Consider the following 20,954-nt stretch of genomic DNA (forward strand, 5'->3'; position numbering starts at 1 on the left):
AGCGGGCTTCGACATTCGAGCGCGCCGGCGTGCGACAGATATCGACCGCGAGGTCGTGCAGAACGCGCACCTCGCGTGCGTCGAGAAGAGGAGTTTCCGTGCCCAAAGGTGTTCCGGAGACCGTCCCCGAGGACGGTCTGACCACTCGGCAGCGGCGCAATCAGCCGGTGCTCGCCGTGCACACCGGGCCGGGCAAGGGCAAGTCCACCGCGGCGTTCGGGATGGCGTTGCGGGCCTGGAACCAGGGCTTCGACGTGGCGGTCTTCCAGTTCGTGAAGAGCGCGAAATGGAAGGTCGGCGAGGAAGCCGCCTTCCGGACCCTCGGCACCCTGCACGAGGAGACCGGCGCGGGTGGCGCGGTCGAGTGGCACAAGATGGGCGAAGGCTGGTCCTGGACCCGCAAGCACGGCACCGAGGAAGACCACGCGGCCGCCGCCCTGTCCGGCTGGCAGGAGATCGCCCGCCGTCTCGCCGCCGAACAGCACCGCTTCTACGTCCTCGACGAGTTCACCTACCCGCTCAAATGGGGCTGGGTCGACATCGACGAGGTCGTCGACACCCTCACCCACCGCCCCGGCAACCAGCACGTGGTCATTACCGGTCGCGACGCGCCCCCGGCCCTGATCGAGGCCGCCGACCTGGTCACCGAGATGACGAAGGTCAAGCACCCGATGGACGCGGGTCGCAAGGGCCAACGCGGTATCGAATGGTGAGTGCTCCCGCAGTAGTGATCGCGGCCCCGGCGTCGGGGAGCGGGAAGACCACCTTGGCCACCGGGCTGATCGGTGCGCTGCGACGGGCCGGGCATCGGGTGGCACCGTTCAAGGTGGGACCCGACTACATCGACCCCGGCTACCACGGGCTCGCGGCCGGGCGGCCGGGGCGCAATCTGGATCCCGTTCTGGTGGGCGAGGATCGGGTGGTGCCGCTGTATCGCCACGGCGCGCAGGGCTGCGATATCGCCGTCGTCGAAGGCGTGATGGGCCTGTTCGACGGCCGGATCGACGAGAACCGCGGCGACGCGATCGCCGAGGGTTCCACCGCGCAGGTGGCGGGGCTGCTCGGGGCACCGGTGGTGCTGGTGGTCGACGCCCGTGGTCATTCCCAGAGTCTCGCGGCGCTCCTGCACGGCTTCGCCACCTACGACTCCTCGGTCCGCCTCGGCGGTGTGATCCTCAATCGCGTCGGCAGCGAACGCCACGAACAAGTCCTGCGCGCGGCCTGCGATCGTGTCGGCCTGCCCGTTCTCGGTGCCCTACCTCGCATGGCCGAATTGGAGGTCCCCTCACGGCATTTGGGACTGATCCCCGCCGTCGAACACGGCACCGCCGCCACCGCGGCAGTCGACGCGATGACCGAACTCGTTGCGGCACACATCGATCTGCGCGCGATTGCCGCGCTGGCCGGAGGCTCGGCCCAGGGGCCCGCATGGGACCCGCGCGCAGAACTGGCCGCCGCTGAACATGCAAGCTGGACCGCACTCGATAAGGGCAGCGCGCCCGCGACGACCGACGCACCATCGACGTCTTTCGATCAGCCTGCGGCGACCTCATTGACTCGATCAGGCAAAGGTCCATTGATCGCGATGGCGGGCGGTCCTGCGTTCACCTTCGGGTACGCCGAGCATCGGGAACTCCTGGACGCCGCAGGAGCGCGGGTGGTCGTCTTCGACCCACTGTCCGACGAACTCCCACTCGGCACAGCGGGATTGGTGCTGCCGGGCGGGTTTCCGGAGGAGCACGCAGGCGAGCTTTCCGCCAACGAGCGCCTCCGAGCCGCAGTCGCTGACGGCGCGGCGAAAGGTCTGCCGATTCACGCCGAATGCGCGGGCCTGCTCTACCTCACCCGCTCCCTCGACGGCCACCCGATGGCCGGGGTCATCGACGCCGACGCCGAATTCGGCCCGCGCCTGACCCTCGGCTACCGCGACGCCGTTGCCCTGCACGACTCAGTGCTGTGGCGTGCCGGGGCACGGGTTCGCGGCCACGAATTCCACCGCACCCGGCTGGTCCGCACCGGTGCCGAGAACGCGGCCTGGGGTTGGCGCACAACAGGTTCCCTTGCCGAAGGTGCCGTTGTCCGCCAGGTGCATGCCTCCTACCTGCACACCCACCCGGCGGGAAACCCCGACGCGATCACCCGATTCGTCACCGCCGCACAACATTTCGGCCACTGATGGCGCGCACCCGACCGGATTTGACAGCGGGTGCGGCGGTGGCTGTCGGTATCGGCATCCGGCCGGGGACCGACGCCGAGCGGATCGTTCGCGCCGTCGATGCGGTGATCGGCGACCGCACCATCGCGTGTTTGGCGACGCTGGACCGGCGTGCCATCGAACCCGCGGTAGGTGCCGCAGCAGCCGCCTTCGGTGTACCCGTCATGGCCTTCTCAGCCGAGCAGTTGGCCGAGGTCGAGGTGGAGCACAGTTCCGAGCGGGTCTCGGCGGCGGTCGGCACCGCCAGCGTCGCCGAAGCCGCGGCACTGCTCGCAGGCGGCGGTGAACTCGTCTGCGGCAGAACAATTGTCGACGGAACAGCCGTCGCGGTGGCAGTAGTGTCGCCGCGTTCGTAAATGCCCGAGTTGATTCGCTGTGCAAGTTCGATCCCGCGCAGTAACGTCGCTTTCAGCAGTTGCGAGGCGGACCGGAATCCGATCGGTTACCAACCGGATTGGGGATTTCGCAGGTCCGAATCCTGCCGGGGCACCCCATCTGAGCAGAAGAAACTCGGGTTTCAGGGACTCGTGCCCTGTCTGGCCTCCTCGGTTTCGTCTGCTGACGACTACGGTCGCAGCTTCACACCGCCGGATTGCTCTCCTCATGTCGGTGGTCGAAGGTACCCTCGGGTTGAGGTCCGACATTGGTGCCTGAGCGGAAGCTAGTTGCCTAGCCGCCGTTCCTAGCGAACTAGGAGAAGCTGATGGGAAGTATTGCGTCGGTGTCGCAGGAGGGCACCGCTTATTTGATCCGCCAGGCGTACGAGGCCGGTGAGAAGTGGCAGTGGGCCCGGGAAGCTCTTGTCAACGGCATCCAGGCTCAAGCCACGTCGATCGAGTTCGGCGTCGAGCCGCAGGGATTCAAGTCGAAGGGCGTGCTTCGCCGGTATATCGCTGACAACGGCATCGGGATGAGTCCCGAGGACATCAAAATCTTTCTGATGTCCTTTGGTGGTGGCGGTCGTCCGATCGGGTTGACCCAGAACTTCGGGCAGGGATTCAAATCGTCTTGCTACGAGTGGAATCCGTACGGCATCATCGTTGCGTCGTGGACGAAAGACTACCCCGAAGGCTGCATGATCTGGATCCACCGGAGGACGCGGGCGGGCAAGATCTACTGGGAGTTGAAGGACTTCGAGGTCGAAGAAGACGCCTCGGTTGAAGACGTTGTAGCTCCGTTCTACCTCGATGAGATCGGTGTGGACGTCGCAAAGCTGAAGACCAAGGAGATCGAGGAAGCCGGCCAGGGCACTGTGTTCTTGTTTCTCGGTAAGTCGCCGGACGATGACACTCATCGCGGTGACGTCGACCGCGGCGAGGACAATGTGAAGCGCGGGATCATTATCTACATCAACTCCAGGTTCCTTGAGATCCCGCAGGGTGTGACGGCCAGGGTAGCCGAGGTCGAGGATCGGGCGAGGCGTGAGCCGGGCACATGGCAGAAGGACTCGCTGGAGTCGCCGACCGGGTCGCTGCTCTCCATCGACTGGCGTCGTGCTCGCGGGGCGTTGGCCTATATCCCCGACACTGCCCAGCGGGGCGGCTTCATGCTCAAGCACGACACCTCGGTCGACTGGTACCTCGCCGGAGAAGATATCGTCACCCGCGGCCAGACGGACGGTCCGGCTACCCCGCACATCTGTCTCGCCTACGAGGGTGAATCGTACGAACGGAAGACGACCGTGCGGGACTACCGCCCATTCGGTCTCATCGAGGAGTTCAGGAACAGGTTGTGGCTCGTCTTGACGCCACCCAAGTACGAAGAGGGTCGTCCCGATTGGGGCGTTTTCCCGCAGGGTTCGCGTGGTCAGCTGCTCTCAAAGGGCGGCACCCCGCTGCCGTGGGCCGACTGGGAGGACTCGTTCGCGCTCAACATGCCTAAGCCTATCCAGGACGCGCTCGCTGAGTTTCGCAAGTCGCGGTCGTCCCCTGCCGACAGCACCGAGCGGCGGGAACGCCTGAAGCGCATCGCAGCTCGGCTAGCGACGCGATTCCGCCCGGTGAACCTGATCGAGCATTCCCTTGGGAGGACGGCCGGCAACGATTCAGGTTCACGCACTGGTGAACCACGTGTGCACGTCAAGGCCAAGCGGCCGAACCACCCTCGCCCGAGTGGCTCGTCACCCGGCCGACAGGACACCGGCGGAGCCGGAGGGACTGCTCTCCTCAACGAAGACCGAAGTGGTGAACGATTTGGCGCGGTGCGGCGTTCGTCCGATGGCATCCCTACTACTAGCTGGGACAACCACTTTCCTGAGGACGAGGGAGCCCACGCGGCACGGTTCGATAAGGCCGATTGCGTCGACGGGTCCTACGGCACGGTGCATTTCAACCTGTCGTTCCCGCTGTTCAAGTCTGAGTTCCAGTACTGGATCGACCAGTATCCGAAGGCGGCGTCCGAAGACGTCGTCAATCTGGTGAAGGGCGTGTACGAGGATGAGGTGATCTCTAAGGTCATGCATGCCCACAAGCTGTCGGGTCAGCCGCTGTACGCGGCAGAAGGGGACCCTGTCCGCGTTAACAACGCCAATATCGACAACTGGACGTCGCCGGAGGCTCTCACCGCCACTGTGCTTGGCCTCATCAACGTCGAGCAGCGTATCAACGTGTTGGCAGGCTCCCGGTTCGGGAAGAAGAAGCCGACGTAGGCATCAGGCACGGCGACAGCGGGAAACCGAAGCTCACCGAGTTGCGACCGACCGCTGCGTAGTTCGTGTGGAAGGTATCCACCCGAGAGCGATTGTCGACAGAGTAGTAATGGTGCACGCGACATTTCGAGGCTCTGTCGACTTACTGGGCGTGTGTTCGAGCTGAATGACCTTTATGTTTCGGACCTAGTGGGGGGAGTGGCGAATATGTCGGCGCGAGGAAATTCGAAGGAGAGGGTCAGGCCCACTGTCGTCGAGATTGCATGGTTGGCTGGTCTGTTGGAGGGTGAAGGATCGTTCCTCATGATCAGGAGCAGTAAGATTTACCGGTACCCGCACATTGTAGTAAATATGACCGACCGTGACGTCATTGTGCGAGTTGCACGTTTGTTCGGTTGTTCTGTATACGACATACCTCGATATGTGGAAGGCCGAAAATTATCGTACCGAGCACAGATAACCGGTTCAGGGGCTGCGCAATGGATGATGGACCTATACCCGTGGCTCGGTGAACGTCGACGCTCAAGGATTGACGAGGTCCTGGCGGAGTATCGAGCGCAAGAGCCAACCCAGGTCCGCCGTCAGCGAGCGTGCTCCGAGGCTGCGGCCAAACGTCTGAGGAGCAATTCCAACGGGCAGTTCAAGGCCGTCAGTATGCCGGAGGTTTGAGGCGAGGCGGTGCCGTCGCTACTGGCCAACTTGGCCACGGGCGCATAAGAAACAAGAAATCGGAGCCGCCGCGACCTCGTTGTCGCGGCGGCGCCTTTTCTTCTCGCGCGAGAGCTCCGTCAAGGGGCGACGGAAGACCAATCGGCGAAACCCGTGGGGTCGTGGCGGCCCATGGAGGCGTGTTCGAACAGGCCCCAGCCTTCGAGATCACCGCAGCGGGCGTAGCCGATGTGGTCGATCACGCCGTAGGGGGTGCGGCCCTTGATCGCGGGGTCGGTGAGGTCGTAGGCGCTCGACAGCGACCAGTTCTCGCCCATCCAGCGGCCGTGGGTCCAGTCGGGGTCGGCGCCGTAACCGCAGCCGACGTGCAGGGCGATCCCGGGGCGCGACTCGATCTCGACCTCGAGCGGCTTCCCGTCGGGGGTGGTCATGTCCAGGCGCACGGATTTCGGGTGCCGGGTGCCGGACTCGTAGGTCCAGTGCATGCGCGGCCAGCCCAGTTGTTCCTTGCGCCCGTCGTTCCAGATCCGCACCGCGTTGTTGAGGGTGCGGGTGCCGTCGGGCTCCTCCTGCACGATCACCACGATCGAGAAATCCTGGAACCGCAGCGGCGCGTACAGCCACCAGAAACCGTCCATGCCGGTCGGCCTGCCTGCGGGTTCGGGCTCACCGGAGGGCCGGATGCCCCAGGATCGATCGCGGCTGCCCGTCCACACCGCCGGGTCGACCGGGTAGTCGATGCCGTCGACCGCGAGAGTGCCCTCCCACGAACCCGATTGGGCGAAGCGCGAGGCCTCGATGATCGGCTTGGTGCCGGACAGGATCAGGTGCGGCTGCTCCTGCACGGCGGGCTGCGCACCGGTCCAGGTCAGATCGAACCCGAGATCGTCGTGCTCGCAGACCACTCGGAGCTTCTGGAGCGGCTCGATCACCTCGATCCGGTAGCCGCCGACGGCGGTGGTCAGATCGCGCGAGGTGAGCGCGTCGGAGAAGCGCACGCTGCGCTGGGCGTCACCGTGGCGCACCGTCGCGAACGCGTCGACCACCCCGAGGTTCGGGTACACACCGAACCCGGTGATCAGCATCGCGTCGCCGGCCGGGTCGAAGGCGTTGAAGTAATAGCGGTCGTAGAAGTTCCGGTCGCTGGTGGCCACCCTGGCCAGCGACAGCGGGGTCTGATGGACCGGGTATTCGTCCAGGGGGACGGGCATGATCGCGCGCATAGTCAGTCCCATTCGTAGGTGCCGTCGAGCAACGCCTCGAGGGTGAGGCGGTGCATCACGTAGTCGTCGAGTTCGGCGGGCACGGTGTCCTCGCCGAAATGGATCATCCGGCACTTGATCCTGGCCATCACGATCGCGTGCCGCAGCGCGGCGTAGACGATGTAGAAGTCCAGATTCCGGACCGAATGCCCGGTCAGTTCCTCGTATTTCGCCACCACCGCGTCGCGGCGCAGGAAGTCCACCAGACCCGGCTGGTCGAAGCGGGTGGCGATGTCCTGGAAGAACCGGTGGATGAAGATGGTCCAGCCGAGGTCGAGTTCGCGTGGCGCGAACGTCGCCATCTCCCAGTCGAGCACGGCCGCCGGGGTGAACCCGTCGAACAGGATGTTGCCGGGACGAGCGTCGCCCCAGTTCAGCACTTCGGGACCGGGGTCGGCCGGCCAGTTGGCCTCGAGCCAATCGAAGGTCCGCTCGATCAGCGGCACCTCGACACCGTGGTCGGTCAGTGCCCACCGGTACCAGGCGCGCTGGGCCTCGAAATGCCTGCGCAGCGCGGTGCCCGCACCGTCGAGCAGCGGGAAGCGCTCGGCCACCTTGTCGATGGCGTGCACCTGGGCGATCACCTCGACCGTCGCGTCCGCCACCAGCTCGCGCTCGGCGACCGTCGCGTCGAACAGCCAGCCGAAGAACACGTACGGCGGATTGTCCGACGGCGCCCTGCCCTCGACCCGCTCCATCACGAGGAAGGGGGAGCCGAACACCGAATCGTCGAGTTCGAGCCAGCGCAGCGTCGGCACGGCGACCTCGGAGGACGCGGCGACGCCGGCCATCACCTGGTACTGCATCGCCAGGTCGTAGGACTCGAACACCGGGAACGAGCTGTCCTCCGGCGCCATCCGGATGACGAAGGACCCCTGTTCGGCGGCCCCGTCCGCCGGCCATTCGGCGTCGAACAGGATGGTGGTGCTCGACATGCCGCCGCTGGACGGTTTGTTCAGATTGCTGACCGTCACGTCGGCGCCGACCTTGTCGGTCAGCCAGCTCGCCAGCGTCCCGGCTAGCTCGTCCAGATCGCGCTCGCTGACGGTGAGCGACATCTGAGCGGCCGGATCCTGATCTTCGGACATCTACGGGGTACCCCTGTCGGCAAAACTGTAACGTGTGTCACTTCTGAGTACCGGACGGCCGACCGGAATGTAAGGGCGGCATCGCTGAGTGAGACTCAGGGTTGACAGCGCAAAGATCGGGGTTTTCCCCGACGCGCTCCACGGTATCTTCCGATTAGCTTCGGTAACAACCGAACTCGATGAGGAGGCGTGGGTGACCACAGGGACCATTGAGCGTGCGCGCGACGATATCGCGAGCCCGTCCTCACCGCCACCGATGTGGCATCCGATCACCCGGCTCGCCTTCCGGTTCAGTGTGGCGTACCTGGGCCTTTTCTGTCTGTGGATGGCTCAGATCACCTTCGTCTTCCTGGGTGTGCTCGCGCTGCGGTTGCCCGAGGAGGCCATGCTCTGGCAGATCATGGCCCTCGATCCGATGAGTAGCTGGATCGGTGAGCACGTGTTCGGGGTGGAGGCCGAGCTGGCGATGAACGGCAGCGGCGACCAGGCCGCGATCTGGATCCAGTGCGGTCTGCTGCTGGTGGTCGCGGTGCTGATCACCCTGGTGTGGTCGGTGCTCGACCGGCGCAGGCTCGCGTATCCACGACTGCTGAGCTGGTTTCTCACGGCGCTGCGGCTGTGTGTGGGCGGACAGATGCTGTTCTACGGATTCGCCAAGCTCATCCCGACGCAGATGCCCGAACCCGCGCTGACCACATTGCTCACCCGGGTCGGTGATCTGACGCCGATGGCGATGCTGTGGACCCAGGTCGGATCGTCACCCGCCTACGAGATCGCTTTGGGCGCAGCCGAAGTACTCGCCGGTCTGCTGCTGTTCTGGCCACGCACCGCGACGGTGGGCGCCATGCTGGGCGTGATCAGCATGGCGCAGGTGTTCCTGCTCAATCTGACTTTCGACGTGCCGGTGAAGATGCTGGCCGGGCACCTGCTGCTGATGGGGCTGGTGCTGCTCGCCCCGCAGGCGCGCAGGCTCGCGAATTTCCTCGTGCTGGAGCGTGATTCGGGCCCGGCCGTGCAGCCACCGCTGTTCTCCTCGTCGCGGGCGAACCGGTGGGCGGCGGTGGCGCAGGTCGTGGTCGGACTGTGGATCACGGCGGGCATGATCGACGCGGGAATGCAGAGCTGGCGCGAATACGGCGGCGGTGCACCGAAACCCGAGCTGTACGGCATCTGGGAGGTGCGCGAGTTCAGCGTCGAAGCGACCCCGATCCCGCCGTTGGCCACCGATCCGGTGCGCTGGCAACGCCTCGTGATCGACGTGGGCTCGGCGGGATACCAGCGAATGGACGATTCGGTGGTGCCGGTGTCGGCCACGACCGACCTGGCGGCCGCCACGATGACGCTCGTCGCCGCACCCACCGGCGCCGACGGAACCCCGGCGCCCTACGCCACCTTCACCGTCGAGCATCCCTCGGCCGACACGCTGACATTGCGTGGCGAACTGGACGGCCGGCCCGCCACGGTCACTCTCGACCGCCTCGACCTCGAGCGGTTCCCGTTGCGCAGCACAGACTTCCGCTGGGTGCAGAACCAGCCGTACTTCGAATGATCGCGCGCCCGGTGCGTCAGCCGATAGTGATGGCATCCAACCGGATACGGAGGAAATCGGCCGACACCACCGGCGGTCCCTGCGCCACCCGGCCGATCGGCGGTGCCAGCGGAGTCACCACCGCGTCGTGGTCGAGTTCGTAGAAGTAGATGAGCGAGACCAGGTCCTCCTCGGGGGCATCGGGCTGGGGTGGCAGCACCCGATGCCGACCCGACGGCCATCGCTCGCCGCTCCAATAGGCCAGCAGGTCACCGATGTTCACCGTCAGCGCCGCCGGATCGTAGGGAGCGTCGGCCCACCCGCCGGCCTCGGTGTAGACCTGCAACCCGCCCGCACCGGGTTCTCGGTCGAGCACCGTCACCGTGCCGAAGTCGGTATGCGGACCGATCCGGAACTGGCCGGGCTCCGGCTCACCGACATCGGTCATCGGCGGATAGTGGTTGATATTGCAGGTCCAGGTCGGGCGTGCGGCCAGGTCGGCGAACGGGTTGACCGGCAGCGCGAGGGCCGCGGCGAACAGGGCGAGCAGTTCGTCGGACAGCGTGCGCACCGCGGCGGTGTACTCGGTCAGCAGCGCGCGCAGCTCCACGACCTCGGCGGGCCACACATTCGGCAGGAACCACATCTGATCGATCGCCGGATCACCGGTCGCGGTGTCGGCGCCGACGGCGAAGGTCTCCTTCAGATCCGGCGGGGTTTCGGTGCCCTCGGCATAGCCGTTGGCCTCGCGGCCGGGACCGATCCAGCCACGACCGCCGACGGCCACCGCGTACCGCTGCTTCACGTCGTCCGGCAGGGCGAAGAACCGGCGTGCGGCGGCCCGGACCGCGGCGGGCAACGCGGGGTCGATCCCGTGGCCGTGCACCAGGAGGAAGCCGGCCCGGCGCAGCCCTTCGTCGACCTCGCGTTCCACGGTGCGGGCCACCTCGCCGCCGGTGCGCCAGCGGGCCAGATCGACCGAGGCGATGCTGCTCATGCGGGTGTCTCCTTCGTCGGCGCGACGCCGATGTCCTCGAACCACAGGTCGGGGCGCTCGGCGATGAAGTCGGTCATCAGCGACACGCAGCGCGGGTCGTCCAGCACGATCACCGTCACCCCGTGTTCGGCCAGCCAGTCGTGGCCGCCGTGGAAGGTCCGCGCCTCGCCGATGATCACGGTGCCGATCCCGAACTGGCGTACCAGGCCGCTGCAGTACCAGCACGGGGACAGCGTGGTGACCATGATCGTCGGCCCGTAGTCGCGGCGTCGGCCCGCGGCGCGGAAGGCGTCGGTTTCGGCGTGCACACTCGGATCGTCGTTCTGTACGCGGCGGTTGTGGCCGCGGCCCAGCAGAGTGCCGTCGGCGTCGAACAGGGCCGCGCCGATGGGGACACCCCCTTCGGCCAGCCCGCGCAGGGCTTCGTCGTAGGCCACGTCCAGGAGTGCGTCCGGCGGTGTCATGGACTCCACTGTCCTGCCTGCTCTCCCGGTCGGCAACGTACATTTCGTCCATACCCGTGCGGTCGATCGATGACAGGATGACCGCATGCTGCCCACCGTCCGACAACTGCTCGCCGACCAGTTCCTGGCGGCCGACCCGCTGGTGCTGTCGGGGCGCTCGTCGCTGGACCGGGCCGTGCGGTGGGTGCACTCCAGCGAGATCTTCGAGATCAGCCCGCTGCTCTCGGGCGGTGAGCTGCTGCTGACGACGGGGCTGGGGTTGGCGGGCGTCGACGCCGGAACCCGACGTCACTACCTGCGCGAGATCGCCGATCGCGCGGTAGCCGGGGTGGCGGTCGAGCTGGGCCGCACGTTCGACACCGTCCCGCCGGACATGGTCGCGGAGGCCTCGCGGGCCGGGCTGCCGCTGATCGCCCTGCGCAGCGTGGTGCCGTTCATCGACCTGTGCCGCGCGGCCAACACGGTGATCGTCTCGCGCGAAGTGGGGATGCGGCGGGTGGTCGACGGGTTGACCCGCGAGCTGCTGGTCGAGCTCGGTGCCGGGCACGGCCCGGCGCGGCTGCTGTCGAAGGTCGGCGCGGTGACCGGGTGCGCGGTGGTGCTCACCGCGGGCAGTGGCGCGTTGGTCGCGGCGCACGGGGTCGACGATGATCGATCTGCCTGGGCCGCCGTGGAATCCGCCGGAGCTACCGCGAAGATCACGGTGCGCGACAGTTTCTGGGGCACTCTCACCGCCGGTCCCGGTTCACCGCTGGATCCGACGACGCTGGGTGAAGTCCTCGACCGTGCCGCCGCCGTGCTGGGACCGGCGCTCGCGCGATCCGCCGGCCCCAGCGGCCGGCCGCGCCGGGTGGCCACCCGGTTGCTCGCGGATCTGCTGGCGGACAAGCAGATCCGCCCCGCCGACCTCCGTGCGCGGCTGGCCGCGGCCGGTGCCGGTGCGACGGCCGGGCTACGTCTGGTCCCGGTGGCGGTCGACGCGCCGGACACGCGGATCGCCGCCAGGCTGCTCGACAGCGCGGTCAAGGAACTCGGGCGCCCCGGGGTGATCGGTGAGGTGCACGCGACGGTGTACGGGGTGCTCGCACCCGACCCCGCGGCGACCGATCCCGTCGCCGAGGTCGCGGACCTGATGCGAAAAGCGTGTGCCACCAACAGCATCGATGGCGTCACCCTGGTGGTCGGTGACCCGGCGGAGTCGACAGCGGCGAGTCTGTCTGCCGCACTCACCGCGACGGGCCCGGCACTGCGATTGGCCGTCCGTCAGCGCCGCGACCGCGCCGGGCAGAGCGGCCCCGTCACCACCCGGCGCGCACTGGCCGGTGATCTGCTGGTCGACGCGCTGCCCGCCGCCGACCGAGCCCGCCTCGTCGAGACGACTCTCGCTCCGCTGATCGCCTGGGACACCGCCCATCACAGCGCTCTCACCCACACACTCGAAGCATTCCTGCGTCACGGTGGCAGCGCCACCCGATGCGCCGCCGCCCTCCACATCGGCAGGCAATCGCTCTACCAACGCCTGGACCGGATCAAAGCGCTTCTCGGCTTCGATCCCGCCGCACCGGAACTCACTCCCACCTTGCTGCTGGCGCTCAGCGCGCACCGGGTGTCGAACTGACGCGGATCGCGAGCACGGGGCGGGAAGCCGGTCATCCGGCCGCTGACCGGACCGAGCCGGCCGCCGGCTCGACGGGCCTCACGCCGCGACCACCGCCCGGTCGGCGCTGACACGTCCCCGGGTGAGCAAGAGGTACAACCCACCCGCCAGCGCGAATCCGACGAAGACGGTGATGTCGCCCAGATTCGGGAACTCCCGCACCAGGTAGCCGGTGAACTTCGCCTGGTTGGAGAACAACAGCACCGACACCACCAGGCCGGTCGCGAAGGCCACGACTCCACCCCGGTTGGTGGAGGCGCGGTCGTAGAGCAGTGGGCGGATGTCGGTGCCGCGGCGCAGGTACTGGTCGGCGAACACGACACCGAGCCACGGCCCGATCCAGTAGGCCACGATCAGCAAGAACGCCTCGTAGCCGGCCGCCGCGTCGGGCAGCGCCCACCACGCCACCAGGAAGCCGACCACGCCGAACACCGCCGAGACGAGCGCCCGCTGGGTGCGCACCGGCAGCTTCACCCCGATCGTCACGAACGCCATCGCCCCCGAGTACACATTGAGCGCGTTCGCCGCGATCGCGCCGAGGGTGATGGCCAGCAGCGTCAGATTCGCCAGTGCGCCGGGCAGATTCGCGGTGAACACGTCCGTGGGGCTCCCGGTCGCCGTGCTCACGATGGTCGCCGACGCGGCCCCGAGCGCCGACAACCACAGGCAGGAGGCGAACAGCCCGGTCGCCGCGTATCCGCCGGTCGCGACCTTCGACACCGCGGTCGGCAGGTAGCGGGAGTAGTCCGCCGCGTACGGGTTCCAGCCGCCCGCGTAGCCGAAGGCGGTGCCGACGGTGAGCAGGAATCCGGCGATCCCACCCACACCGCCCGCGGGCGCGGCGCCGGTCAGCTCGGCCTTGCTGACGATCACGACGGTCACCAGCACGAAAACCACCGCCAGCAACGGGAAGACGAACCGCTCGAAAGCCTGCACCAGGTTGTGCCCGAAGACCGCGAAACCGGTCTGCAACACCACGATCAGCACCAGCGACGGAACCTTCGGCAGACCGGTCAGCGTGTTCAACGCGAACGCGCCCGACACACTGTTGGTGGCGAACCAGCCGACACCGCACATGATCGCCATGAACGTGGCGGGCAGCGCGTTCCCGCGATACCCGAAAGCCGTGCGGCCCAGCACCATCTGCGGTACGCCGTACACCGGACCACGCGCGGACAACACGTAGTGCGCCCCGGCACCGAGACCGATACCGACCGCCAGCCCGAGCGCCGCCTGCCAGAAACTCATGCCGAAGACGGTCACCGACAGCACCCCGATGAAGATCGTGGCGAACTCGAGATTGGGCGAGGTCCACGTCCACAGCAGCCCGCGCGGACTGCCGTGCCGGGCGGATTCGGGGATGGTTTCGTTGCCGCCGGGCTCCACCGCGATCACGCGATCGGTGTAGTCCGCGGCGGGCGCGTTGTCTTCGGTCGTAGCCATTCTTGAACATTCGTCGGGTCCCGTGTCGTGGACAACCGACGGATCGTCCGTCAAGACGGGTCCGCCGACGGACAGATCGTCGATCGGCGCCGAGTCTGTCGGCGGGTGCGTTCGGGCCGCACCGAGCCAGGAACTAGGCTGGGACACTGTGCCGAACACCGCTGACACCGCATCGACCCCGCCCGCAGGCGACCCGAACTACCTGGTCGGGCTCGATCTGCGTGCACGCAGAGTAGTGGTGGTCGGCGGCGGAACCGTCGCCCAGCGCCGACTCGGCCTGCTCGTGGCCTCGGGTGCGGAGGTGCACGTGATCAGCCGGGCGGTCACCCCGGCGGTGGAGGGCATGGCTACGGCGGGACAACTCACGGTCGAACTGCGCGCTTACGCCGACGGCGATCTCGACGGCGCCTGGTACGCGATGGCCTGCACCGACGAACCGGAGACCAACGCCGCGGTGGTCGCCGAAGCCACCGCCAAGCGCATCTTCTGCGTCCGCGCCGACATCGCGCGCGACGGCACCGCGGTCACGCCCGCGACCGCTCGCTACGACGGACTCTCCCTCGGCGTGCTCGCCGGTGGCGCGCACCGCCGCTCGGCCGCGGTGCGCAACGGTCTCCTCGAAGCGCTGCAATCGGGTGTGGTGACCGATGATTCGGAACCGGTGACTCCAGGCGTCGCGCTCGTCGGCGGCGGTCCCGGCGATCCCGACCTGATCACCGTGCGTGGTCGCAGGCTCCTCGCGCGCGCCGATCTGGTCGTCGCTGACCGGCTCGCCCCGCCGGAACTGCTCGCCGAACTGGGCCCGCACGTCGAGGTGATCGATGCCGCGAAGATCCCCTACGGCCGGTCGATGGCGCAGGAGGCGATCAACCTCGCGCTCGTCGAGGGCTTCAAAGCGGGCAAGTTCGTGGTCCGGCTCAAGGGCGGCGATCCGTACGTGTTCGGTCGCGGTTACGAGGAACTCGAGGCGTGCACGGAGGCAGGCATCCCGGTGACGGTGGTGCCCGGTGTCACGAGCCCGATCTCGGTGCCCGGCGCGGCAGGCATCCCGGTGACCCATCGCGGGGTCACCCACGAGTTCGTGGTCGTGAGCGGACACGTGGCCCCCGAACATCCTGATTCGCTCGTCGACTGGTCGGCACTGGCCAAGCTGCGCGGCACCATCGTGCTGATGATGGCGGTCGAGCGGATCGACAAGTTCGCCGCGGCCCTGCTCGCCGGTGGTCGCCCGAGCGATACCCCGGCCGCGGTCATCCAGGAAGGCACGCTGCGCACGCAGCGGGTGGTGCGCGCCGACCTCGCCACGGTCGCCGACCGGGTCAAGGAAGAGGGCATCCGCCCGCCCGCGATCATCGTCATCGGCCCCACGGCCGGCTTCGGCCTCGACTAGCTTCACCGACGGCGCGCCCACTCGTTGCCGGTGCGCCAATTACACTGCCTCACTGTGCTCGATAAACCCGCTGCGACGATGCAGTATCCGGTGAAGCAGCGGGCGTTCGGCCTGGCCATCCTCGTGCTGAGCGGTCTGCAGTTCATGGTGGTGCTCGACGGCACCGTCGTGATCTTCGCCCTGCCGCGCCTGCAGCAGGACATGGGGCTGTCCAGTTCGGGCAGTGCGTGGACGGTGACCGCCTACGGGCTCACCTTCGCGGGGTTGATGCTGCTCGGTGGCAGGCTCGGCGACGCGTTCGGCCGCAAACGCATGCTGATCTACGGTGTCGGCCTGTTCACCGCCGCCTCGCTGGCGTGCGGTCTGGCCACCGGTGAGGCGATGCTGCTGATCTCGCGCGCCTTCCAGGGCGCGGGCGCCGCCATCGCGGCACCGACCGCGTTCGCACTGGTCGCGACCACTTTCGCACCCGGGCCGGCCAGGAACCAGGCGATCGCGATCGTCGGCTCGATGGCGGGCATCGGATCGGTCGGTGGTCTCATCGTCGGCGGTGCGCTGACCGAGGTCGGGTGGCGCTGGATCTTCCTGATCAACGTCCCGATCGGCGCGCTCATCGTGCTCGGCGCGGTCTACAAGCTCACCGACACCGAACACCACCGCACTCCGCTCGACATCAAGGGCGCGATTCTGGGCACCCTGGCCTGCGCGACGATCGTGTTCGGTGCCACCGAGGGCCCGGCCATGGGCTGGACGAGCCCGCTGATCCTTGGTTCGCTGATCGGCGGTTTCGTCCTGCTGGTGATCTTCGTTTTCGCCGAGCGACGCGAATCCGATCCGCTGCTGCCGTGGTCGCTGTTCGACAGCCGCGACCGGGTCGCCACCTTCGTTCTGATCTTCCTGGCCGGTGCGGTGCTCGGCGCGATGACATTCTTCGTCGCCCAGCTGCTGCAGAACGTGCTCGGCTACAGCCCGCTGCTGGCCGGTGTCGCCTCGATCCCGTTCACCATCGGCATCGGTGTCGGCGGTGCCGTGGCCTCCAAGGCCGCGTTGGTGATCGCGCCGCGCTGGTTGCTCGCCACCGCGGGTGTGGTGCTCGCCGTCGGCCTGTTCTTCGGGTCGACGCTGGACCGGCACGTGCAGTACCTGCCGACGCTGCTGGCCCTGCTGCTGGTGATCGGCTTCGGCGTCGGGATGGCGATCGTGCTCGCTCCGCTCTGCGTGCTGGTCGGGGTTCCGCCGTCGAACATCGGCCCGCTCTCGGCGGTCGGCCAGATGTTCATGAGCTTGGCGACACCGATCGCCATCGGTCTGCTCAGCCCGATCGCGGCGTCACGCACGCTGTCGCTCGGCGGCAGCGATACCCCCGGCGCGAACACGACGCCCGCCGAGATCGATGCGCTCAACAGCGGCTACACCCTGGTGCTGTTCATCTGCGCGATCATCGCCGCCGTCGCCGCGCTCGTCGCGCTGACCGTGCGCTACACCCCGCAACAGCTGGTGCAGGCGCAGCACGCGCAGGAAGAGGCCCAGCGGAGCTGACTCCGCCGGGCCCGCTGGTCAGAAGCGTCCGGCGACCTTGGTGGGGGTGACGCGGATGACGACGCGTTCGGCGTCGTCCACCGAGGCCGGGTTGAACTCGCGATACGGCTTGCCGGTGTATTTGAGCGACATCTCGTCCGGCAGCGCCCGCTCGGGATCCGGTGTGGTGGTGGCGGTTCCGCGTACCTCGGCGTACAGGAACGGCCGCTCCGGCGGGTTCACCATCACGGTGATCCGCGGGTCACGCACCAGGTTCTTGGCCTGCTGCCGTGAGACGGTGGTGGAGAACAGCAGTTCGTCGCCCTCGCGTTTGATCCAGACCACGGTCAGATGCGGATGCCCGTTGGGCCCGACGGTGGCGACGGTCGCGTAGACCTTCTCCTCGTCGAGGTACGACTTCAGTTCATCGGAAAGCACTGCGGTATCGGTCACGCTCTTGGACAACGCATTGCCCGGCCGGGGAATTCCGGTCAGGATTCGATCGGTGGTCACGCGTAGCCGGAGCGCGTCGACCAGTCGCGCGGCGCGGAAACGCCGCCGCCGGGCGCGGTGTCGGTGTGTCCACGCGGCGGCGTGGTAGACGTTGCGGCCATGAGTCGCACGCTGGTGTGGGTACTGGAGCTCGGGCTGACCGTCCTCGGTGTGGTCTGGTTGTCGCTCTTCTCGTGGACAACCGGCGGGATCGGCCTGCTGCTGGTCTGGGATCTGCTGGCCGTCGCCTATGTCGCGTCGGGCTGGCTGCTGTTGCGCCGCGACCTGCCCGACGACTCCATCGACTGGATCGGTCCACGCTGGTACACCACCACTTTCGCGGTGGTGGCCAGTGGCGCCGGGCTGGCGGCCGGGATGATCATGATCGGTGCCCGCGACAGCGATGCCGACAATGCCGTCGCGGCGGCGACGGTGCTGATGTCGTGGTTGCTCCTGCACACCGCGTTCGCGCAGATCTACGCGCGGGCCCAGTTCGCCGACGGGGGACTGCGTTTCCCGGAGTGCCCGGTGCCGCAGCTGTCGGAGTTCGTGTACTTCTCGTTCACCATCGGTACGTCGTTCGCGGTATCGGATGTGAAGGTGGTGCACCGGTCGATGCGCCGGCGCGTCACCGCCCACAGCGTGCTGAGTTTCTTCTTCAACGCCGCCGTCGTCGCCATCGCGATCGACTGGATCAAGGGGTAGCGACGGTGTGCGCGTCGGCGACGGTGAGGGCTTGGTCGAGGATGGCGAGCCCCTCCTTGGCCTCGGCCTCGGTGATCACGCACGGCGGGACCACGTGCAAGCGGTTGAAATTGACGAACGGCAGCATCCCGCCTGCGCGGCAGGCGGCCACCAGTTCGTTCATCGCGGGGCTGGTGCCGCCGTAGGGGGCCAGTGGCTCGCGGGTGGCCCGGTTCCGGACCAGCTCGACGGCCCAGAAGACACCGAGCCCGCGGACTTCGCCGATGCTCGGATGCCGTTGCGCCAGTTCACGAAGGCCGGGCCCGATGACCGTCGCGCCGATGTCGGCGGCGTTCTCGACAATGCCTTCCTCGGCCATCGCGTTGATCGTCGCGACGGCAGCGGCGGTGGCCAGCGGATGACCGGAATAGGTGAGCCCGCCGGGATACGGGCGGTGGGCGAAGGTCGCCGCGATGGCCGCGTTGATCGCCACGCCGCCGAGCGGGACATACCCGGAGTTCACGCCCTTGGCGAAGGTGATCAGATCGGGCACGACATCGAAATTGTCGATGGCGAACCACTTTCCGGTCCGGCCGAAGCCTGCCATCACCTCGTCGGCGATGAAGACGATGCCGTGCTTGTCGCACAGCGCGCGCACTCCACGCATGTACTCCGTGGTCGGCACCATGATGCCCGCGGTGCCCGGGACCGACTCCAGGACGACCGCGGCGATGGTGGCCGGACCCTCCATCTCGATGGTGCGTTCCAGATGCGCCAGCGCGCGTTCGGTTTCCTGCGCCTCGTCGGTGGCGTGGAACTCCGAGCGATACAGGAACGGGCCGAAGAAGTGCACGGTGCCGGTGTTGCCGTGGTCGTTGGGCCAGCGGCGCGGGTCGCCGGTGAGGTTCACCGCGGTCTCGGTGCCGCCGTGGTAGGAGCGGTAGCGCGAGAGCACCTTGTAGCGGCCGGTGTGCAGTCGCGCCATCCGGACGGCGTGCTCGACGGCGTCGGCGCCGCCGTTGGTGAAGAAGATCGTGTCGAGGTCACCGGGCGTGCGTTCGCTGATCAGGCGGGCCGCTTCCGAGCGGGCATCGTTGACGAACGAGGGTGCGACAGTGCACAGCTTGGCCGCCTGCTCCTGGATCGCGGCCACGACCTTCGGATGCTGGTGACCGATATTGGTGTTCACCATCATCGAGGAGAAGTCGAGCAGGCGGTTGCCCTCGCCGTCCCACACGTAGCACCCCTCGGCGGCGGTGAGCACCGTCGGCGTGAGAGTCGCCTGCGCGGACCAGGAATGGAAGACGTGGCGGCGGTCGAGCTCGTAGGCGCGAGCGGCCTCTTCGGAAAGCGTCATGGCGAAGTCTCCTGGAGTCACTTGTTCTGTGGGAAACCGAGTTCCAGCCCACCGTGGCTCGGGTCGAGCCAGCGGGTGGTGACCGCTTTGGTGCGGGTGAAGAAGTGCACGCCGTCGGTGCCGTGCGCGTGCGAGTCACCGAACAGGGAATTCTTCCAGCCGCCGAAGCTGAAATAGGCCATCGGCACGGGGATCGGGACGTTGATGCCGACCATACCCACCTCCACCTCGTGCTGGAACCGTCGTCCCGCGCCGCCGTCGTTGGTGAAGATGGCGGTGCCGTTGCCGTAGCGGTTCGCGTTGATCAGCGCCACCGCCTCCTCATAGGTGCCGACCCGCACGACCGACAGCACCGGGCCGAAGATCTCGTCGGTGTAGACGCTCATGGTCGGAGTGACCTCGTCGAGAATCGTGGGGCCCAGCCAGAATCCGTCCGGTGCGCCGTCGACGGTGAGATTGCGCCCGTCGAGCACCACCCGGGCACCGGCCGTCTCGCCCGCGTCGATGTACTCGGCCACCCGGTCGCGGTGCGCCCGGGTGATCAGCGGGCCCATCTCGGCGCCACCGGTGCCGTCACCGGTGACGATGTTCGCGGCTCGTGCACTGATCTTGGTGACCAGATCGTCGGCCACCCCGCCGACGGCGACGACCACGCTGATCGCCATGCACCGCTCACCCGCCGACCCGAAACCGGCGTTCACGGCGGCATCGGCGGCCAGGTCCAGATCGGCGTCGGGCAGTACCACCATGTGGTTCTTCGCGCCGCCGAGCGCCTGCACCCGCTTGCCCGCCGCGGTGCCGCGCTGGTACACGTACTTGGCGATCGGGGTCGAGCCGACGAACGAGACGGCCTTGACGGCCGGGTTGTCCAGGAGTTCGTCGACGGCGACCTTGTCGCCCTGCACGACATTGAACACACCGTCGGGCAGGCCTGCCTCCTGCCACAGCCGCGCCAGCCACAGCGCCGCCGACGGGTCCTTCTCGCTCGGCTTGAGCACCACCGTGTTGCCCGCGCCGATCGCCAGCGGGAAGAACCACATCGGCACCATGGCGGGGAAGTTGAACGGTGCGATGATCGCGACCGGACCCAGCGGCTGCCGGATCGAGTAGATGTCGACATCGGTCGAGGCGTTCTCGGTGAAGCCGCCTTTGAGCAGATGCGGGACACCACAGGCGAATTCGACGACTTCGAGCCCACGGGTCACCTCGCCGAGCGCGTCGGCGGCCACCTTGCCGTGTTCGGCGGTGATCACCGCGGCCAGTTCGGTCTTCCGCTCGGCCAGGAGTTCGCGGAAGCGGAACAGCACCTGGGTGCGGCGGGTGAGCGAGGCGTCACGCCAGGAGGCGAAGGCCATCGTCGCGGCGTCGATCGCGGCGCGGGTGTCGGCCACATTGGCCAGCGCCAGCTCCCCGGTGACGGCGCCGGTGGCGGGATTGGTCACCGGCGCGGTGGTCTCGCTGCTGCCGCTGACCGATTTGCCGTCGATCCAGTGCCCGATGGACTGCATGAATGCCTCGTTTCGCCGGTGGTGTGGTGCTTCCA

17 protein-coding genes are annotated in these 20,954 nt (G+C 67.6%); 9 read left to right on the top strand and 8 right to left on the bottom strand.

Annotation, left to right across the window (positions count from 1 at the left end; translation table 11 throughout):
• Nucleotides 1-98 precede the first annotated feature (98 nt).
• From cobO to ACFQ9R_RS19785, 4 genes are all read left to right on the top strand, one after another.
• Nucleotides 99-713, top strand: coding sequence for a cob(I)yrinic acid a,c-diamide adenosyltransferase (gene cobO, locus ACFQ9R_RS19770; protein ID WP_378626475.1), 615 nt, complete (start codon nt 99-101; stop codon nt 711-713).
• On the top strand, nt 707-2,176 hold the full coding sequence (locus ACFQ9R_RS19775) for a cobyrinate a,c-diamide synthase (protein ID WP_378992291.1): 1,470 nt from the start codon (nt 707-709) through the stop codon (nt 2,174-2,176). Before cobO ends, ACFQ9R_RS19775 begins: the two co-directional genes overlap by 7 nt.
• Nucleotides 2,177-2,214: 38 nt before the next feature.
• Nucleotides 2,215-2,571 (top strand): cobalamin biosynthesis protein, encoded by a 357-nt coding sequence (locus ACFQ9R_RS19780; RefSeq protein ID WP_378992292.1) that lies wholly within the window; start codon nt 2,215-2,217, stop codon nt 2,569-2,571.
• A 347-nt stretch (nt 2,572-2,918) separates the two neighbouring features.
• The gene (locus ACFQ9R_RS19785; protein WP_378992293.1) at nt 2,919-4,862 is read left to right on the top strand and encodes a hypothetical protein; all 1,944 of its coding nucleotides are present in this window, start codon (nt 2,919-2,921) and stop codon (nt 4,860-4,862) included.
• Between the two features lie 788 nt (nt 4,863-5,650).
• Here the strand turns inward: ACFQ9R_RS19785 and ACFQ9R_RS19790 are convergent.
• Both ACFQ9R_RS19790 and ACFQ9R_RS19795 read right to left on the bottom strand, forming a co-directional pair.
• Nucleotides 5,651-6,742 (bottom strand): hypothetical protein, encoded by a 1,092-nt coding sequence (locus ACFQ9R_RS19790; RefSeq protein WP_378992295.1) that lies wholly within the window; start codon nt 6,740-6,742, stop codon nt 5,651-5,653.
• Between the two features lie 14 nt (nt 6,743-6,756).
• Nucleotides 6,757-7,881, bottom strand: a complete 1,125-nt coding sequence (locus tag ACFQ9R_RS19795) for a phosphotransferase family protein (RefSeq protein WP_378992296.1) — start codon at nt 7,879-7,881, stop codon at nt 6,757-6,759.
• A 256-nt stretch (nt 7,882-8,137) separates the two neighbouring features.
• On the opposite strand from ACFQ9R_RS19795, the gene ACFQ9R_RS19800 reads away from it, so the two are divergent.
• Nucleotides 8,138-9,430, top strand: coding sequence for a DoxX family protein (locus ACFQ9R_RS19800; protein ID WP_378992403.1), 1,293 nt, complete (start codon nt 8,138-8,140; stop codon nt 9,428-9,430).
• Between the two features lie 16 nt (nt 9,431-9,446).
• Here the strand turns inward: ACFQ9R_RS19800 and ACFQ9R_RS19805 are convergent, their stop codons facing one another.
• Both ACFQ9R_RS19805 and ACFQ9R_RS19810 read right to left on the bottom strand, forming a co-directional pair.
• Complete coding sequence (locus tag ACFQ9R_RS19805; protein ID WP_378992297.1) at nt 9,447-10,406, bottom strand: isopenicillin N synthase family dioxygenase; 960 nt, start codon at nt 10,404-10,406, stop codon at nt 9,447-9,449.
• Nucleotides 10,403-10,870: a nucleoside deaminase gene (locus ACFQ9R_RS19810; RefSeq protein WP_378992299.1), complete on the bottom strand. Its 468-nt coding sequence runs from the start codon at nt 10,868-10,870 to the stop codon at nt 10,403-10,405. The genes ACFQ9R_RS19805 and ACFQ9R_RS19810 overlap by 4 nt, the downstream gene beginning before the upstream one ends.
• An 85-nt stretch (nt 10,871-10,955) precedes the next feature.
• On the opposite strand from ACFQ9R_RS19810, the gene ACFQ9R_RS19815 reads away from it, so the two are divergent.
• Nucleotides 10,956-12,488, top strand: a complete 1,533-nt coding sequence (locus ACFQ9R_RS19815; RefSeq protein ID WP_378992300.1) for a PucR family transcriptional regulator — start codon at nt 10,956-10,958, stop codon at nt 12,486-12,488.
• 78 nt (nt 12,489-12,566) lie between these two features.
• Here the strand turns inward: ACFQ9R_RS19815 and ACFQ9R_RS19820 are convergent, their stop codons facing one another.
• Nucleotides 12,567-13,970, bottom strand: a complete 1,404-nt coding sequence (locus tag ACFQ9R_RS19820) for a purine-cytosine permease family protein (protein ID WP_378992301.1) — start codon at nt 13,968-13,970, stop codon at nt 12,567-12,569.
• Nucleotides 13,971-14,118: 148 nt separating this feature from the next.
• On the opposite strand from ACFQ9R_RS19820, the gene cobA reads away from it, so the two are divergent.
• Nucleotides 14,119-15,360, top strand: a complete 1,242-nt coding sequence (gene cobA / locus ACFQ9R_RS19825) for a uroporphyrinogen-III C-methyltransferase (RefSeq protein WP_378992303.1) — start codon at nt 14,119-14,121, stop codon at nt 15,358-15,360.
• A 78-nt stretch (nt 15,361-15,438) separates the two neighbouring features.
• Complete coding sequence (locus ACFQ9R_RS19830) at nt 15,439-16,899, top strand: MFS transporter (RefSeq protein WP_378628251.1); 1,461 nt, start codon at nt 15,439-15,441, stop codon at nt 16,897-16,899.
• A gap of 18 nt (nt 16,900-16,917) precedes the next feature.
• Here ACFQ9R_RS19830 and ACFQ9R_RS19835 read toward each other — a convergent pair whose 3' ends face one another.
• Nucleotides 16,918-17,391 (bottom strand): PPOX class F420-dependent oxidoreductase, encoded by a 474-nt coding sequence (locus ACFQ9R_RS19835; RefSeq protein ID WP_378992304.1) that lies wholly within the window; start codon nt 17,389-17,391, stop codon nt 16,918-16,920.
• Between the two features lie 99 nt (nt 17,392-17,490).
• Between ACFQ9R_RS19835 and ACFQ9R_RS19840 the strand changes: the two genes are divergently transcribed.
• Nucleotides 17,491-18,075, top strand: coding sequence for a DUF1345 domain-containing protein (locus ACFQ9R_RS19840; RefSeq protein ID WP_378992306.1), 585 nt, complete (start codon nt 17,491-17,493; stop codon nt 18,073-18,075).
• Here the strand turns inward: ACFQ9R_RS19840 and ACFQ9R_RS19845 are convergent.
• Together ACFQ9R_RS19845 and ACFQ9R_RS19850 are read right to left on the bottom strand one after the other, a co-directional pair.
• The gene (locus ACFQ9R_RS19845) at nt 18,065-19,411 is read right to left on the bottom strand and encodes an aspartate aminotransferase family protein (RefSeq protein WP_378992308.1); all 1,347 of its coding nucleotides are present in this window, start codon (nt 19,409-19,411) and stop codon (nt 18,065-18,067) included. The two genes, ACFQ9R_RS19840 and ACFQ9R_RS19845, sit on opposite strands and share 11 nt — an antisense overlap.
• Before the next feature lie 17 nt (nt 19,412-19,428).
• Complete coding sequence (locus ACFQ9R_RS19850; RefSeq protein ID WP_378992310.1) at nt 19,429-20,919, bottom strand: CoA-acylating methylmalonate-semialdehyde dehydrogenase; 1,491 nt, start codon at nt 20,917-20,919, stop codon at nt 19,429-19,431.
• Nucleotides 20,920-20,954: the final 35 nt, after the last annotated feature.

Source organism: Nocardia sp. NPDC056541, from assembly GCF_042794235.1.
Lineage (GTDB): Bacteria > Actinomycetota > Actinomycetes > Mycobacteriales > Mycobacteriaceae > Nocardia.